Source organism: Pedobacter sp. Leaf170, assembly GCF_920984665.1.
Classification (GTDB): Bacteria; Bacteroidota; Bacteroidia; order Sphingobacteriales; family Sphingobacteriaceae; genus Pedobacter.
Map to the genome: position 1 here is coordinate 1,097,979 of NZ_CAKLBP010000001.1, position 17,088 is coordinate 1,115,066.

Below are 17,088 nucleotides of genomic sequence, written 5' to 3' on the forward strand. Positions count from 1 at the left end.
AGAGGTTTGTTTTATGGCTTATAGGGTTTATATACGTTACGTTGCAGCTCAGGGTTTTCGGCTTTAGGATGAAAAGGTATTTTTTTTAACCAAAGTTTAAACGCCTGCCAGTGTATCATTCCCATTATTTGCAAAGGGATTAATGGTATAGATAAAAAACTTTTCAGCAAATTACGATTAGATAATGCTTGCTTTTTGCCCATTAATGTACTTATAAAAAAACGATTGCCGTTTTTATCAATATCGTCTATTTTAATTTCCAACTTATCATTGGGTACTTTTAAACTGAAATCAAAGGTATCATCATGATCAATAAATGGCGAGACATAAAAATATTTAGTTGCAATTTTTTTAAAGACATCACCTTGCAAATCCTCTTTACCAAAGAAAAAAAGTTTCATTTCCCGATAGGTATTACTAATCTCAGCTACACAGCATACTGGATTTTCTGCTTCATCGAAACAAAAATAAAAAGAAACCGGATTAAAATTATAGCCTAAAACATTAAGGTTTGTTAGCAACCTGATTTTTAAATTTTTCCCGTCTATTCCATTTTCCATTAAGTAATCCTCTACATGTTCCCGGTTACTTTTAGTTTTATCAGGATTATCTTTAGGAAGTTGTAGGTGTTCGGCATCTTTAAAAGAAAATAAATTGAATTTATTTCTGCTAAACCACCTAAGCTTTTTTGATAAAGTATCGATTTCATCTAAATCAAGATAGAACATATATACGTTGTACCAAAACGAGTGCTTTTTTGGCGCAAAGCGATGGTGCATAACCTTTGCGGTGTATATAGATGATTTAAAAGACATTTCTAATTACAATTTACAAAATTTATTTAACCGTTGGCCAAGTGCACCCGGCATTGTCCAGGTGGTTTGTCATTCTGAGTGCAGCGAAGAATCTTTAACCTGTATATACCAACAAGCATAGCTAATTGATATGTATGTATTATTCGCAGCATTTTATCAGTTACATATTTTTCACATCTATAATGATGTTTTTTCCGTCATTGCGAAATCGATTTTTCATCGATTGAAGCAATCTCACAGTTGATATTAATCAGATAAAAAGATTGCTTCGTACCTCGCAATGACGATTTATGACATCTAAAGTTCCTTAGTCAAATCAACCGCACTTTTATAAGCATCTTCATGAAAACCATATTTGAAATAACTGCCGCAATAGTAAATCGGACCGCTTTCGTTAAGTTTATGCAACTCAGCTTGCGCTTGCATTGCAGGTACATCAAATAAAGGGTGGTGATAATCAATTTGTTTTACAATTTTTGCGGGATTTAAAGATGCAGATGGATTTATAGATACAAAGTAATTCATTTTTTTAGAAACACCTTGTAAATTATTCATCCAATAAATTGTACTTGGCAACAATTTATCACCATGCTTTTCTACACGATAATTCCAACTGCTCCAGGCTAATTTTGCTTCAGGCATTTGCTGCTCATCGGTATGCACAACGGCCTTATTTAGCTGGTACTTAAATTTCGAAAGCAATTCAGCTTCTAACGGAGTTTTATCTTTTACAATTTCAAAGGTCTGGTCGGCATGGCAAGCCATAATTACTTTATCAAATTCAAATTTTTCACTTCTTGAATTTTCTACCTCCACTATACCGTTTTCTAATCGCCTAACAGCAACAATTTTATTGCTGATTTTAATTCTGTCGCGAAATGGAGCAATCAATTTCTCCCGGTAGGCCTGACTACCATTTTGCAACGTATACCATTGATGCTGAGTATCTAAACCTAAAAATCCATGATTTTTAAAGAAACGAATCAAAGTTACCGCCGGAAAATCTAAAATCTGCTCCATAGGTGCACTCCAAACCGCAGCACTCATCGGGATAAGATACTGCCAAAGCATATCATCACTATAACCAAATTCTTTAAAAAATTTGCCAATCGAATAATCCTGATATTCTGGTTTATCTAAAATCTCTATACTTTGTTTGTTAAAGCGATTAATCTGCATCAACATTTTTAAATATGAAATATTAAAGATGTTTTTCCGCTGTGCGAATAAATGATTTAAACTTGAACCGCTATATTCTAACTTTTCTGGTAAAAACTGTACACTGAAAGACATGTCGGTTTTAATAACTGGCGCATTAATTTCCGCAAACATTTCAGTCAAATTTGGGTAGGTTTCATAATTAAAAACCATAAAGCCGGTATCCAAATAAATTGGTTTTCCATCTTCTTCAAGTGTAATCGTATTTGTATGACCACCAATATAATCTGCTTCTTCAAAAATGGTAATATCATATTTATGTTGCAATTTATGAGCGCAACCCATTCCTGCTATTCCGGAGCCAATTATGGCAAGCTTAGCACCTCCAGACTTCTCCAGAGGAGAGGAGTTTGTATATTCCATATAAATTTTGATTCGCTATTTAAAAATTAATTTTTGCGCTTATGCTCCTTCAATCCGGGGATGCTGGGTGGGGCTAAATAAATAATGACAAACCATCCATTCGTTGCCTTTATTATAATTAAACAATTCGGCACAACTCATGTAAAATAAACGCCAGTAAACCCACCATTTTACAGACTGCTCTTTACCGTAAGTCTGTTCGAAAATTGGCATAATTTCTTTTTTATGTTTATCCATATTGCTTAACCAGGCCTCAGATGTTTTGCCATAGTTAGTACCGTTTACAACCCAGTGTTTATCAATTTTTAAATCATCGTTAAAATAAAAAAACAGATGGTTTGAAGGCATAATTCCGCCGGTAAAGAAATATTTACTCATCCAGTCGGTTTCATCAATTACTTCAAATTTGTAGGCTAAAGTTTTATGGGTAAAAATATGTACAAATAACTTTCCATCAGCTTTTAAGAAACCTGCAACCTTATTCATCAAAAATTTATAGTTACGCATGTGCTCAAACATCTCAACAGAAACTATTCTATCAAATTTATCGGCGATGGTAAACGTATTCATATCGGCTGTTAAAACCGTCAGGTTTTGAATGCCTCTTTCTTCTGCCGTTTTATCAATAAAAATTTTTTGCGTAGCCGAATTTGATACTACTGTAAATGTACTGTTCGGAAATTTTGCCGCCATGTACAAAGAAAGCGAACCCCAACCACAGCCCAATTCCAACACATTTTGTCCGTTTTGTAAATCTGCCCGTTTACAGGTTAAGGCCAACATATCATCTTCAGATGTATCAATATCTTTTACACCCGGTTTCCAGTAACCGCTGCTGTATTTAAGATTTTTACCCAGGCAATATTGGAAAAATTCTGTTGGCAATTCATAATGTTGCTCGTTAGCTTCGCTAGTATTTACGGCAATTGGCGATTGCTTTAATTCATCAACCAGGTCCATAAATTTTTCTTGCTGCAACTCCTCATCACCCAAAGTTTCGTCATCCAAACGTTGCTTGCAAAGTTTTCTAATGCCCATACGCAAAGCCGTATCAGGAAGTTTATCGTTTTCTAAAAGTTTATCGTACCACATGGTTATGGAAAATGTAAGATGGTTAATGTATAGTGGAAAATGTTAATATACGATGTAAATTGGATACAGGATTTAAGAGCGGTATTGCCCATCTTCCATTTAGCCAGCGGCCTAATCCTTTCTTTTCCCCCACGGAAAAAAGGCGCTTGTTGTTTGTTGGTATTTTTTATAGGCAGCAGGCTTGCTCCTCAAATTTTGTTCTTCATTATTTGGAACCCCGGTAACATACATCAATAAATAAAAAATAATTGCCGGACTTATTATTGCAAGAAAGCCCCATGGCGATGCGATTGCAAAAACGAAATACGCTATCCAGGTTAGCCATTCAAAAAAATAATTTGGATGCCTGCTGTAATTCCACAAACCGGTATCGCAAACTTTTCCTTTATTATTAGGATCTTTTTTAAATGCGGCAAGCTGTTTATCTGCAATCATTTCTCCAAAAAAAGCGATAATCCAAATACCTAGGCCAATAAATTCCCAAACGGCAATCTGTTTTGAAGGATTGGCTGTAATTATAAAAAACGGAATAGCTAAAAGCACATTTGAAATGGCCTGAAACTGAAAAAACACAAAGAAATTCCTTTCGGCTTTATCGCCCCATTCTTTTCTTAACTGTTGATATCGGCCTTCTTCTTCACTAATATGACCAATTACGCGCTGCCATAAATGTAAACCCAGGCGTAATTCGGCCAAAAGAAACATGCCGCAAATTAAAATTTTTCTGGTTTCAAATCCTTCAGATAAAAAGAAAGTGATAATAGTGATAACGGGAAAATTGAGCGCCCAAAAAACATCAACCACACCCGCATTTTTTATTTTTTTTGCCCAAAGCCAAACCAAAAACATAATGGTACAACAGGCAATTAATGAAATTAGCGCAATAAAAAGTAGATCTCGTACTTGAAAAGGCATAAGGTTTAAGGTAAAAGGTTTAAGGCAAAAAGCCAATTCGCATAACTGAAACCCCTAGCAAGATACCCAATACCACTAAGCTCAAACCCTAAGCCTTACTAAGCAATTCATTTACACCTTCGCCATCTTTTAGTTGAAATAATTTAACTAAAATATAGCCTAAAGTGCCAATACTACCTAAACATACGAATAAAATTACGACAGAGATTTTAAGAATAATGCTTTTTTCTTTATAAAACATCCACAAAGTGATGATGAAAATATTGGCATAAAAGTCCCAAAGTGTAGCTCGCATCCACGGTATGCTGCCCAGAAAATTCCATTCATCAAACAAATTGCTTTCAAGAGAAGTTGCAATAACTTTGTAGCACATAAAAAGGAAAAGTGCCGAAAAAATAATTTTAAGAAAGTTTATCATAGTGGAACGATTTATAATGAGTTGAAAAGCAAGGTTCGGTTTTTATCGGTTACGAAAGTCCCGCCATCCGCTTTACTTCGTTATACTCGTGCTCGCTTCTGTCGGGTTTAATTTACAAAAAACTGTGCAAGGAAAGTTAAAATCATGTATGAAGTTCAATTCAAAATCCGATTAGCTATCATTATTATTTATGAGTATACACCTAACAATGAGCATTTTATTCGCAATTTGAATTTCTACCTCACTAAGCCAAAGCAATATTTCTCCGTTCTACTTTTAACCGGCCTAACAAATTTTTGGGGATGCAATGTCAAAGCCGAAGTAGAAACTTCAAAACAAAAATTTTCAGCCGGCAATTTTGTTTCTTTTGTTGTCAAAAGAAAAAAGCCTGTCTGGCCAAGACAAGCAACCCCCCCCGCCCTCCGGGCACCCCACTAAAAGAGGGGAATGCAAATTGCAGAAACTAAATTCTACAAATAATTCTAACTAAACCTTTCTAATCTTAATAATTTTCATCCAGTGCAAAACCTTCATAACCGGGTAAGTTGGGTCAAACTCCCACCATTTAGTCGCAAAATTCGGACTATTAGGTTTTTTATGGTGATTATTTTGAAACAATTCGCCCATTAAAAGGAAATCCCATGGTAAAGAATTTTTACTATGATCTTCGTTATCATGATTAGAATAGCCGTATTTATGTCCGCACCAGTTTACAATTGCACCATGTAATGGTCCCATTAAAAAATGGATAGGTAGTAAAAGAAACATCCACCAGTAATTTGCAAACATAACGTAAAAACCAATGTAAAATAAAACGCAACCAATTCTCCAAAACCACGAATCACCAATTCTATCAATTAAAGGCCATTCAGGATAATTGCCTTGAAATGCAGGTTCTGGCTGTATTTTGAAATGCAAATAATTCATATACATATTCTTAGTTGCAATCATCATCCCGAAAACATCTTTAAAAAAGTGTGGTGAATGAGGATCTTTCTGCGTATCGCTATAGGCATGATGCATACGGTGCAAAATTGCGTAAGCTCTGGGATTTAAGAAAGATGAACCCTGAGAAATTAACAAAATCAAGTAGAAAAACTTTTCCCAGAAAGGCTCCATCTTAAACATTTTATGCGATGAATAACGATGAAGGAAAAATGTTTGGCTAAAGAGAGATAAAAACCAATGGCAAAGAAAAAATATTAGAATAATCATTTATTGTGTGTATGCTATACAAACGAAATTTTAGTGAATTTAGTTTCTACAACGTTTAATCTTGTGTTCTAAAATAAAAAAAATCCTGCTCAAATTTCAGAGCAGGGCAAAAAAATTATCTACCGAAATCGTCTTGAACCCTTACAATATCACTTTCGTCAGATGGATTTGAAGCATCAGTATGCTGCCAAATTTCTGCAACAACGCCCCAATCATCTAAACCAATTAAACGATGGCGTTCGCCTTGTTGTAATTTAATCTGATCTTTTGGTCCGTAACTTTTAACTTCGCCTTCTTCATCAGTCTGACTGGTTTTAATACCAACAGTTCCTGTAACTACTTGCCAAATCTCAGCTCTGCGGTGGTGATATTGCCAAGATAAACGGGTATTGGGTGCAACAATTAAAATCTTCGGACTTAGCTTACCGCCAATTTTTAAGCTTTCAACATCTAAACCATCAAAATAAGTATCAGCAAATTGTTGTGCTTGTGCTTCATCAATAACAAAAAAACCTCCCCATGGTCGAGTTTCATCGCGGTTTACTACATTAAAACCTTCAATTTTTAAACGTTGTGCTACGTTATCGAATATTTCTTTTTTGTCGTTTTCCATAATTGGCGTAAAAATAGTGCTTTGAAATTAAAAAAGCCCTTTCGGGCTTTATATTTTTTAAGGTTTCAAAATCGTTACTTAATTTCTGTTATTATGATATCCGTAGCCTGGCCAGTACTTTGTATAATTAAAGGGAATGCCGGGTTATTTAAAATCCATAACTCCTGCGAACCTTTCTCATTTACAACGTGGATAACATCAACATCTTTTCCATTTACCTTTATAGCGGCTGTTTCAGGTGTTTTAATTTTAAAATTATTATCGCCGTAGGTAAAGGCTTTTTTATCCATCAGCATTTTAAAAGCATCTTTAGAAATTACAGAAAAGGTTTGATTATCACTTAATTTAGTACTTCCTAAAGCTGGCTGCGTTACCTGCAAGAATTCTGTAGCGCTGTTAAAGGCTTTCTCACTCATTTCGAAAGAACCTTCGCCATAACCATCAACACCCCAACCTATACTGTAAGGTGCTGACGCACTAAGAATTTTTAAAGCTAAGGGAAACTCTTGTCCACCCACTACAGCAGTGGCGTTAATTACCGTTCCGGTTTTTATTTCTGGCACAAACTTTTGTGCATCAGCCACAAAAAAAATGGCCGTAAAAAATAGACATGTTATTAATTTCTTCATTATCATTAAGTTTAATTGAAGATAAGGTTTTTTGTGGTTAAATTATACTGTATAAAAAAAGCCTTCAATTTTTAACTGAAGGCTCTATATAATAGTAGTTTGAATTAATTTTCCGACATGTTTTCTATTACCGTCTCAATAAAAAATGACTTGCCATTATTCCAGGTTTGCGGAGATGACATATCTTCTATAATATGATTAATCATTGAATCTGAAACATTAGCGATACTTTTAAATTCTGTAGCCAAACTGTAAGAATTCATATCGCCATAACCCCTTAGCTGTTTAACTTTTAACAGAAAAGAACTGAGTGCTGATTTTCTACTTAGATTTTCCATACCACAAATTTAAAGTTTTTACTAACTAGTAATACAGTAATTTCACCCTTTTTAAATTATTTGATTGACATTCATCAATATTTTTTGATAGCAACCAAGTACGGCCATTTATACTTACAACGGTATTAAAAATATTACCTGAATTAGCCATGGTTATGGTGTTAGCAAAGTGAACATAAACACTGAAGTTAACTCCAAAATTTTAGAAAAGAGAATGTGAAGGGCAGTTAATTATTTAGAAAATCGCCTACTTTAGCAACCATAGCCTCTAACATATTATATTTTAGGCAAAGCCAGTTTTTCTCTGTTGGTGTTTTTCTTAATAATAATTTAATACCCGGAGATTGTAGTTGTGGAACACTACTTAACATACTTAAAATATCATTAAAACTGTCTGGCTCATAAACTTTTATCATTTCAATTTTCATTACCAGATATTGTAATGTTGCAAGTTTAGTTTGATTCGTCATGACTTGATTTGTAAGGCTTTAACAAATTTATCAACTTACCATAATCAATCATGCCGTAAATTTACCCTTTTTAAAATCGGGAAATTACTACAAGTTTTTATTGATTGTTTTAGCAGAAGAGTCATATAATGATACTTTTAAATAATTTTGTTTACAAAATTTTAATAAGACATTAATTCTTAACGTGATATTTGTGTCAGCTAGGTATATACCACAGACACAAAAGTTAAAAGAAATTGCAATAATTATGAACAAACTGACTTACAGCACTGCATTAATATTAAATATTTTAACGCTGCTGCTTGGCCAGGTTCGGGCACAGAATGAGCGAAGAGAACATATTAATAAAGATAGAGCAAACGCTTTAAAGCAACAAAAGAAGCCTTATGTTATTCTTATTTCTGCAGATGGTTTTCGGTATGACTATGCGTCAAAATATCAAACTAAAAATCTGTTAAGTTTTGGAAAAAGTGGTGTGGTAGCAAAATCATTGATTCCGGGATATCCATCCGTGACCTTTCCAAACCATTATAGTATTGTAACAGGGATGTATCCATCCCATCATGGCTTGGTAAACAATTCCTTTTTGGAAGAAAAAAGTGGAGAGAGATATTCTATGGGAGCATTTTCAAAAGTGCGTCAAGGTAAATGGTATGGCGGAACGCCAATATGGGTATTGGCAGAGCAACAAAAAATGCTAACTGCAAATATGTTTTGGGTTGGTTCTGAAGCAGAGATTAAAGGAATCCGTCCAACTTATTATTTTGATTACACTGAGAATATTACAGTTAATAACCGGATAGATATCATCAAAAACTGGTTAAGTTTACCAGAAGCTAAACGGCCACACTTAATTACTTTCTACATTTCTGAACCCGATCACACTGGCCATATTTATGGCCCTGAGGCGCCAGAAACGATTGAAGCGTTAAAAAAAGTTGACACAGCTATCTATAAACTTACAGAAGCAATTAAGCCTCTGGGTCTTCCTGTAAATTATATTTTTGTTTCAGACCACGGAATGACTGAGGTGGACCGAGAAAACCCAATTAAAACGCCGAATGAGATTGATACTGCGAAATATACTATCGCATCGTCGGGAACCATGATGGTTGTGCATGCGAAAAACAAAGCTGACGTTAGCATTCTATATAATAAATTAAAGATTAAAAACGATGGCTATAAAGTATATTTGAGAGACGAAATGCCAGATTATCTTCATTACAGAAGCACGGATGATTACATGAACAGGATTGGAGATATACTTTTACTTCCAGACTGGCCACGTGTATTTTCCAATCGGAGACCAGGCATCGGGCATCATGGTTTTGATCCAATATTGGTCAGAGATATGCAAGCAACCTTTATAGCATGGGGACCCTCATTTAAAGAAAACAAACAAATTCAATCATTTGAAAACATTCACGTTTACCCTTTACTCACCAGAATTCTGAATCTCATTTATCATGAAAAGATTGATGGAAGAGATGAGGTTTTATCTGGAATTCTAAAGTAGAATAATGGAAATAGATTTGCGCTAAATATCTACTAAATTAAAAAAGCCTGTAAATTTTAATTTTACAGGCTTTTATTTTTAAATCTGCCTTAGCTGTAAACTACTTCGAAACTTCCGTAAATAGCCATTTCAGCACTATGTGAAACCGATAATTTAAGTTTTAGCTTCTCAATTAATTCTTTGGCAAAATTTATATTTCTGTTTAAATCTTTGATGCCCCTAATTTCTATCCCGCGGGAAAGCATTTTAAATTTAGATGGTTCAAATTTTTCAATAAACTTTTTTAAATCAGCGGTTGGTTGTAATTCTTTATTCATAGAGGTTATAATTTCAATGACAACCCTTTGCCCTAGTATTTGTTTTGCTTTTCTTAGATAAGATATAAACAATTTGAGTTTATCAACATAGCAATGCTTTGCATTGTAAAATTTTTTAATACTTAAGCCTGAATAAAATAAATTCACATCATATTTGATTCAAAAATCCATTCCCCTTATCTTAGGCTATTAACCACTAACTTGTGACATACATTTACACGCCTACCTTAAGTTTATTTACTAATATAATACTTATTTTAGCCAGCTAAAACGATTAAGCACCAAATAGAACAATGTTATTACTCATCATCAATATTATTTTTGCTATAGCCTTTACCGGGTTTGCCTATGTTAATCTTAATGATAAAGATTCATGGCTTTGGGTACCGATTTATATGGCTGCAGCTATATGTTGTGGTTTAGCCGCAGCAGGCTATTTCTATCCAAACGTGTATCTGGCCTTAATTACCTTTTACTTAATTTACGCGGTTAAAATTTTCTTTGCGAAAGATGGAGTAAGAGATTGGATTGGCAAATACAATAAACCAAGTTTGGTAGAAAGCATGCAAGCCGATAAACCTTACATAGAGCAAACAAGAGAATTTTTTGGATTGCTTATAATTGCAGGTGCCTTGTTAATAAACTACCTGGTTTCTTCCGGCACTTTTAGTTAAGAATTTGTAATGGCTACGGATAATTATAAAGAAATAAGCAACCTGTTTTTTGATATTTTACAGGATAACCTGAATGAAGCAAGCTTTGCCTGGCTACAACATGCCGGTAAAGCTTCTGAGCTAACTAAATTGGGACAATCTTTCGTCTTGCTTCCCAGAAAGACTGGCAAACTTATAATCAAAATTTCTTCAAACCAGCTGAAAACCCTCGAAAAATTGGAGTTAACAACGATAAAAGAATGGACCGTTGACCGCCTGGCCCGGGTTTGGTTATTGCACAGCCAAAGTTATCAGCCAGCAGGCAAGGCTAAAGCGGTAATAGAAAATTTATTTTTATCTGCAGAGGTTAATGAAGCAGTTGCACTCTATTTGGCAATACCTTTTTTATCAGAACCTGAAAGCTGGATTAATCAATGTACCGAGGGAATTAGAAGCAATATCGGTGTTGTTTTGGAGGCGATAATGGAAAATAATCCTTACCCATCAAAATATTTATCTGAAGCTGCCTGGAACCAATTGGTTTTGAAAGCATTTTTCACAGAGAAAAACATAAACAATATCATTGGTCTTGCTGAAAGAGCAAATGCATCTTTAGCGCTAACCCTTAGTGATTATGCACGAGAACGTTACGCCGCCGGACGCAAAGTTAATCCTGCACTTTGGCAACTAACTGCGCCATTTCTGGATGAAAAAATTTTTGAAGCGATGAAAATCGGGCTACAAAAGCAGGATACTGCTGATAAAATGGCAATAACAGAAGCGATAAAATCATCAGATTATAAGCCGGCAAAGCGGTATATGGAAGATTTAGCTTTTTCCGAATCTTCTAAATAAATTGATTTTTAAAATTATTAAAGCATAAGATATGTGTTGCAGCAGTTCAATAGCAAGAGATAAGGCCACGATGGGAGAACCGGAAGCTTTCGATATTAGCGTGGTTAAGGGAATGAAATTTTTCGACCCACACGTACACATGACATCCCGCACAACGGATGATTATCAGGCAATGGCTGATGCCGGTGTGGTAGCCCTTGTTGAGCCGGCTTTCTGGCTCGGCCAGCCAAGAACAGGCATTGATAGTTTTCGCGATTATTATAGCAGTTTAGTTGGTTGGGAACGCTTTCGCTCCTCTCAATTCGGTATAAAACATTATTGTACCATTGGACTAAATTCTCGGGAGGCAAATAACGAACGCCTTGCCGAACAGGTGATGGAAATTTTACCCCTTTTTATCTACAAAGAAGGTGTTGTTGGCATTGGGGAAATTGGTTTTGATGATCAAACTGCTGCGGAAGAAAAATACTACCGTTTACAGTTAGAACTCGCAAAAGAATCAGGCTTACCCGTTCAGGTACATACACCACACCGCGATAAGAAAAAAGGTACACAGCGTAGTATGGATATCGCTTTGGAGCATGGCCTTAGCCCTGAGCAGATAATTATCGATCACAATAACGAGGAAACTGTAAAAGAAGTGCTCGAGAGAGGTTTTTATGCAGCTTTTACAATTTATCCTTTTACCAAAATGGGCAATGAGCGAATGGTCGACATCGTTAAACAGTACGGTTCAAGCAAAATTATGGTCAACTCTGCTGCCGATTGGGGCATCAGCGACCCACTGGCTGTGCCTAAAACGGCAGCTTTAATGAAATTAAAAGGCATCAGCAATGAAGATATTGAACTGGTAACTTATCGCAATGCGATAAATGCTTTCGCCCAAAGCGGACAAATTGATGAAGCAGATTTTGCGGGTTCAGTTTCGATAGATCAATCTGGAAAGTTTGAGGGCAATACCATTTTGCGGGGCGGGCAGCAACCAAGAACTGATAAATCTTCTATCATAATCAGCTAAACAGATGAAATTAGTTGCTTACCTGCGTATGATGCGCCCTGCAAATATTGTAACCTCTGTTGCAGATATCCTTGCGGGAATTGCCATTTCCGGAATATTAGTTAATGACGGCACTACGCTATGGATACCAGTCTTAAGCCTTTGTCTGGCTACTGCCTGCCTATACGGAGGCGGTATTGTTTTCAACGACGTTTTTGATGCAAAGCTTGATAAAATTGAGCGACCAGAACGTGCCATTCCGAGCGGAATTGTTAGCATTACCAATGCCAGCATTTTAGGTGCAGTACTCTTACTAATCGGAGTTACGCTTGCATTTTTTACCAATACTATTTCTGGCTATTTTGCTTTAGCAATTAGTGCTTTTGCCTTGCTTTACAATAAAATCGGCAAGCATCATCCTTTCTTTGGCCCCTTAAATATGGGCACCTGCAGAGGATTAAATTTATTGCTTGGTATTAGCATTGTTCCGGCAGCATTGCCTCAATACTACTGGCTGGCTATAATTCCGGTAATTTATATTTTCTCCATAACCATGACCAGCCGTGGCGAAGTTCATGGTGGAAAACGTACAAACCTGCAAATTGCAGCCGTATTATATGCATTAGTTATTTTGGCGATTACTTATATTGCTTTCGCAAACGGACAATTACTGTGGGCTTTACTATTTTTGATTCCGTTTGCCGTGATGATTTTTAATCCCTTAATCAAGGCAATAAAAAATCCCGTTGGAAAAAATATTGGCGGCGCTGTTAAAGCTGGCGTTATCTCTTTGATTTTAATGGACGCCGCATGGGCAGCAACCTTCAATGCATTATTGCTTGCAATCGTGATTGCAGCCTTATTGCCTTTATCTATGTATCTGGCTAAACTTTTTGCCGTTACCTAATTTATTTTATAAGAATATTTCCCTGAGATGGAGCATTTAAAACAATCCTTTACCGTAGAATATCGTTTTAACGTTTTTTTTACCTCTTCCCTGTTTTCTATAGAAAATTTGCTGATAGCCGATTTTCTGGAGGAAATGAATACCTCAGGCGCAGCCAAAAAAATATTTTTTGTGATGGATAGTGGTGTAGCATCTGCACACCCTGAACTTTGCCAGCAAATTAAAGCTTATTTTAAAAAGCATAACCAGGTTGAGCTAGTAGAAAATATACTAATCGTCCCGGGAGGAGAAATTATAAAAAACGAAACCAAGCATTTTGATGCAGTTTTAGATGCAGTTAACAGCTACCGGATCGATCGGCATTCTTACATCGCAGCAATTGGTGGAGGGGCATTGCTAGATATGGTTGGTTATGCCGCAACTGTTGCACATAGAGGCATTAAGCATATCCGAATTCCAACAACTGTACTTTCGCAGAATGATTCGGGTATAGGCGTAAAAAACGGCATAAATTACTTCAATAAAAAGAACTTCCTTGGCACGTTTTCTCCACCTGTTGCCGTTTTTAATGATGAAAAATTTCTAAGCACATTATCCGATAGAGATTGGCGTTCAGGGATTGCTGAAGCCGTAAAAGTAGCATTAATTAAAGACTTGACATTTTTTGAATGGCTGGAAAACAATGCAAAACAACTGGCCGACCGAAACCTTGAGGTGATGAATTATCAAATCTGGAAGTGTGCGGCTTTACACATGGATCACATCAAAAGCGGCGATCCTTTTGAACGCGGTTCTGCCCGTCCCTTAGATTTTGGACATTGGAGCGCACATAAATTAGAATACTTAACAAACTTTGAAATTAGACATGGCGAAGCAGTAGCGATGGGTATAGCGCTTGATACCGTTTATTCTAATTTAGCAGGTATGCTCAGCACAGCTGATACACATCGTGTACTTAATTTGCTAACTGCATTAGGTTTCGAACTTACCCATCCCCTGTTACAAGTTAATGGTGATGAAAGTTTGCTGTTAAAAGGCCTGGAAGAATTTCGTGAGCATTTAGGTGGCGAACTAACCATAACGCTTTTGAGTAAGCTTGGCGTTGGTATAGAAGTACATGAAATGGATGCAAAACTTTTACAACAGGCTGCATTACAACTAAATAAACTATCAAATCTTGAACCCATTAATTAGGTATGAAGATAAATTCAGCACAGCTAACCTTTTGTACCAATATATACGTAGGTGAAAATTGGGCGGCACATTTTGCCGTTTTAAAAGATAGTTTTCCAAAACTAAAAGAACAACTTTCACCATCAGAACCGATGGGAATTGGTTTACGTTTATCAAACCTGGCCAGCATAGAACTTCTGGAAAATGATAATTTAAGCATTTTTAAAGCATGGCTGGATGAAGCAGGCGGTTATGTGTTTACGATGAATGGCTTCCCTTATGGCGGCTTTCATAATACGCGGGTAAAGGATCAGGTTCATGCGCCCGATTGGACAAGGCCAGAGCGCTTAAATTATACCATCCGTTTATTTAAAATACTTGCCAAATTGTTGCCTAATGGAATTGATGGCGGCATTTCAACCTCTCCATTAAGTTATAAACCCTGGTTTAACGAAGCTGAAAAATCTATTGAAGCAACTAATATCGCTACTAAAAATATAATCGAAGTTGCGCATAACCTTAAAGCAATTAAAGAACAAACCGGAAAAATATTACATCTGGATATTGAACCGGAACCAGATGGCTTTTTAGAATCAGGAGAAGAATTTATCCAATGGTATGAAAACGTACTTTTGCCTTCGGCAGATAAAAATTTATCGGTTGAGGATTTAAAAACACACATCACTTTGTGTTATGATGTTTGTCATTTTGCCATTGGTTATGAACCTCATAAAGAAATTATCAAAACGCTGAAAGAAAAAGGCATACAAATTGGAAAAATTCAGATTAGTGCAGCGTTAAAGGCCAAACTTCCGGCAACTGATGAAAGCAGATCTTTAATTAAAGCTGAACTTTCAAGGTTTGATGAGCCAACTTATCTGCATCAGGTTATTGCTAAAAAAGCAGATGGCAGCTTACAACGTTATCCGGATTTAAGTTTAGCACTAAATGATGATGAAAATTGCCTTGCCGAAGAATGGCGTGCTCATTTTCATGTGCCTATTTTTATAGCAGATATGGGCTTTATTCAATCTACGCAAAACGATATAATTGAGGTGCTAAACATATTCAAAAAACACCATTTCACTAATCATCTTGAAGTAGAAACCTACACCTGGGAAGTTTTGCCGGAGAACCTTAAAGCACCATTGAATGAATCTATCATTCGGGAATTAAATTGGGTAAAAAACATTTTAAACCATCCTCATGAATAAAACTGTAGTTATCAATATAGTAGGTTTATCAACATCCGTTATTGGCGAGCATACGCCTTTTCTTAAAGCATACATTGAGCAGAAAAACTTAAGTAATATAGAGCCTTTATTGCCTGCGGTAACCACCAGTGTACAATCAAGCTACTTAACGGGGCAATATCCGGCACAAACCGGTATTGTTGGTAATGGTTGGTATGATGACACAGATAGTGAAGTTAAATTCTGGAAACAATCTAACAAATTAGTTGACGGTGAAAAAATCTGGGATCGGGCTAAAAAAGCAGATCCAAAATTTACCTGTGCAAATATGTTTTGGTGGTATAATATGTATTCTACTGCCGATTTTTCGGTAACACCAAGGCCAAATTACCTGGCTGATGGACGAAAATTACCAGACTGCTATTCGCAACCGGCAGCACTACGCGACCATTTGCAAGAAAAACTAGGTCAATTCCCTTTATTTCAATTCTGGGGGCCAGGCGCAAATATAAAATCAAGCCGTTGGATAGCTGATGCTTCGATGGAAACCGAACGCCTGCATAACCCAACGCTAAGTTTAATTTATTTGCCACACTTAGATTATTGCTTACAAAAATTCGGACCAGACTTAACCAAGATAAGTAAAGAATTAAATGAAATTGATGCTTTAGCAGAGGAACTGGTTAAATTTTATGAAAGCCGCGAAGCTGAAGTAATCATACTTTCTGAATATGGTATTGAAGGTGTTAATAATCCAATCCATTTAAACAGAATGTTACGCAAGGAAGGTTTGATTCAAATCCGTGAGGAAAGAGGTCTTGAACTTTTAGATGCGGGCGCTTCTAAAGCTTTTGCAGTGGCAGATCATCAGATTGCACACATTTACCTAACGGATAAAAGCATTTCAGAAAAAGTAAGAACCTTGCTGAATAACGTTCCGGGTGTCGATTTGGTACTCGATAAAACACAGCAGGCTGAATATAAAATTAACCATGAGCGCTCAGGAGATTTTGTAGTTACTGCAAAAGCCGGCAGTTGGTTTAGCTACTATTTTTGGCTTGATGACCAAAAAGCGCCAGATTACGCCAGATGCGTAGACATTCATAAAAAACCAGGTTACGATCCGGTTGAAATGTTTATGTCGTCAAAACTTAGAGCAGGTTATAAACTCCTGCGGAAAAAAGCAGGATTTAGGTATGTTATGGATGTTATTCCGCTAGATGCAACTTTGGTAAAAGGCTCGCACGGACGTATAGGTGTTTCTGCAGATTTTAAACCGGTGGTAATTACCGGCACGAAAATTAGCGAAACTTTACAACCTACAGATATCTATGAACTTATCTGGAAAACTTTAAATAAATAACAATATTTTGCCTTTTAATGTAATTATT

20 protein-coding genes are annotated in these 17,088 nt (G+C 36.1%); 9 read left to right on the forward strand and 11 right to left on the reverse strand.

The features are described from left to right. Positions 1–11: 11 nt before the first annotated feature. From LUA90_RS04910 to LUA90_RS04930, 5 genes are all read right to left on the reverse strand, one after another. The gene (locus LUA90_RS04910) at positions 12–815 is read right to left on the reverse strand and encodes a DUF1365 domain-containing protein (protein WP_231490494.1); all 804 of its coding nucleotides are present in this window, start codon (positions 813–815) and stop codon (positions 12–14) included. Positions 816–1,112: 297 nt separating this feature from the next. Then, the gene (locus tag LUA90_RS04915; protein ID WP_231490495.1) at positions 1,113–2,396 is read right to left on the reverse strand and encodes an NAD(P)/FAD-dependent oxidoreductase; all 1,284 of its coding nucleotides are present in this window, start codon (positions 2,394–2,396) and stop codon (positions 1,113–1,115) included. Between the two features lie 39 nt (positions 2,397–2,435). Beyond that, on the reverse strand, positions 2,436–3,488 hold the full coding sequence (locus LUA90_RS04920) for a cyclopropane-fatty-acyl-phospholipid synthase family protein (protein WP_231490496.1): 1,053 nt from the start codon (positions 3,486–3,488) through the stop codon (positions 2,436–2,438). A 111-nt stretch (positions 3,489–3,599) separates the two neighbouring features. Continuing rightward, positions 3,600–4,403 carry a DUF1295 domain-containing protein gene (locus tag LUA90_RS04925; RefSeq protein WP_231463999.1) on the reverse strand — a complete coding sequence of 268 codons (804 nt, stop codon included), beginning with the start codon at positions 4,401–4,403 and terminating at the stop codon, positions 3,600–3,602. An 88-nt stretch (positions 4,404–4,491) separates the two neighbouring features. After that, the gene (locus LUA90_RS04930) at positions 4,492–4,821 is read right to left on the reverse strand and encodes a DUF1475 family protein (RefSeq protein ID WP_231490497.1); all 330 of its coding nucleotides are present in this window, start codon (positions 4,819–4,821) and stop codon (positions 4,492–4,494) included. 144 nt (positions 4,822–4,965) lie between these two features. On the opposite strand from LUA90_RS04930, the gene LUA90_RS04935 reads away from it, so the two are divergent. Then, positions 4,966–5,259 (forward strand): hypothetical protein, encoded by a 294-nt coding sequence (locus LUA90_RS04935; protein ID WP_231490498.1) that lies wholly within the window; start codon positions 4,966–4,968, stop codon positions 5,257–5,259. 48 nt (positions 5,260–5,307) lie between these two features. On the opposite strand, the gene LUA90_RS04940 is transcribed toward LUA90_RS04935, so the two are convergent. The 5 genes from LUA90_RS04940 to LUA90_RS04960 form a co-directional block, all read right to left on the reverse strand. Continuing rightward, positions 5,308–6,036 (reverse strand): acyl-CoA desaturase, encoded by a 729-nt coding sequence (locus tag LUA90_RS04940; RefSeq protein ID WP_231490499.1) that lies wholly within the window; start codon positions 6,034–6,036, stop codon positions 5,308–5,310. A 115-nt stretch (positions 6,037–6,151) separates the two neighbouring features. Beyond that, a complete protein-coding gene (locus tag LUA90_RS04945) occupies positions 6,152–6,649 on the reverse strand; it encodes a phosphoheptose isomerase (RefSeq protein WP_231490500.1) in 498 nt (165 codons plus the stop codon). Between the two features lie 74 nt (positions 6,650–6,723). Continuing rightward, positions 6,724–7,278, reverse strand: coding sequence for a hypothetical protein (locus tag LUA90_RS04950; RefSeq protein ID WP_231490501.1), 555 nt, complete (start codon positions 7,276–7,278; stop codon positions 6,724–6,726). A gap of 104 nt (positions 7,279–7,382) precedes the next feature. Then, on the reverse strand, positions 7,383–7,616 hold the full coding sequence (locus LUA90_RS04955) for a hypothetical protein (protein ID WP_231464011.1): 234 nt from the start codon (positions 7,614–7,616) through the stop codon (positions 7,383–7,385). A 227-nt stretch (positions 7,617–7,843) separates the two neighbouring features. Further along, positions 7,844–8,086, reverse strand: coding sequence for a hypothetical protein (locus LUA90_RS04960; protein ID WP_231464013.1), 243 nt, complete (start codon positions 8,084–8,086; stop codon positions 7,844–7,846). A 247-nt stretch (positions 8,087–8,333) separates the two neighbouring features. Here LUA90_RS04960 and LUA90_RS04965 point away from each other — a divergent pair, with 247 nt between their 5' ends. Beyond that, complete coding sequence (locus LUA90_RS04965; protein WP_231490502.1) at positions 8,334–9,602, forward strand: ectonucleotide pyrophosphatase/phosphodiesterase; 1,269 nt, start codon at positions 8,334–8,336, stop codon at positions 9,600–9,602. An 89-nt stretch (positions 9,603–9,691) separates the two neighbouring features. On the opposite strand, the gene LUA90_RS04970 is transcribed toward LUA90_RS04965, so the two are convergent. Continuing rightward, positions 9,692–9,919, reverse strand: a complete 228-nt coding sequence (locus LUA90_RS04970; protein WP_231490503.1) for a hypothetical protein — start codon at positions 9,917–9,919, stop codon at positions 9,692–9,694. 293 nt (positions 9,920–10,212) lie between these two features. Here LUA90_RS04970 and LUA90_RS04975 point away from each other — a divergent pair, with 293 nt between their 5' ends. The 7 genes from LUA90_RS04975 to LUA90_RS05005 are packed head-to-tail and all read left to right on the forward strand — an operon-like array spanning position 10,213 to position 17,060. Next, positions 10,213–10,593: a transmembrane 220 family protein gene (locus tag LUA90_RS04975; protein ID WP_231464018.1), complete on the forward strand. Its 381-nt coding sequence runs from the start codon at positions 10,213–10,215 to the stop codon at positions 10,591–10,593. Between the two features lie 9 nt (positions 10,594–10,602). Further along, positions 10,603–11,427: an EboA domain-containing protein gene (locus LUA90_RS04980; protein ID WP_231490504.1), complete on the forward strand. Its 825-nt coding sequence runs from the start codon at positions 10,603–10,605 to the stop codon at positions 11,425–11,427. Between the two features lie 31 nt (positions 11,428–11,458). Further along, positions 11,459–12,445, forward strand: coding sequence for a TatD family hydrolase (locus tag LUA90_RS04985; protein WP_231490505.1), 987 nt, complete (start codon positions 11,459–11,461; stop codon positions 12,443–12,445). A 4-nt stretch (positions 12,446–12,449) separates the two neighbouring features. Continuing rightward, the gene (gene eboC, locus LUA90_RS04990) at positions 12,450–13,331 is read left to right on the forward strand and encodes a UbiA-like protein EboC (RefSeq protein WP_231464024.1); all 882 of its coding nucleotides are present in this window, start codon (positions 12,450–12,452) and stop codon (positions 13,329–13,331) included. A gap of 27 nt (positions 13,332–13,358) precedes the next feature. Continuing rightward, complete coding sequence (locus LUA90_RS04995; RefSeq protein ID WP_231490506.1) at positions 13,359–14,525, forward strand: 3-dehydroquinate synthase; 1,167 nt, start codon at positions 13,359–13,361, stop codon at positions 14,523–14,525. Positions 14,526–14,527: 2 nt separating this feature from the next. Next, on the forward strand, positions 14,528–15,718 hold the full coding sequence (eboE, locus tag LUA90_RS05000; protein WP_231490507.1) for a metabolite traffic protein EboE: 1,191 nt from the start codon (positions 14,528–14,530) through the stop codon (positions 15,716–15,718). After that, positions 15,711–17,060, forward strand: a complete 1,350-nt coding sequence (locus LUA90_RS05005) for an alkaline phosphatase family protein (protein WP_231464030.1) — start codon at positions 15,711–15,713, stop codon at positions 17,058–17,060. Before eboE ends, LUA90_RS05005 begins: the two co-directional genes overlap by 8 nt. Positions 17,061–17,088 lie beyond the last annotated feature (28 nt).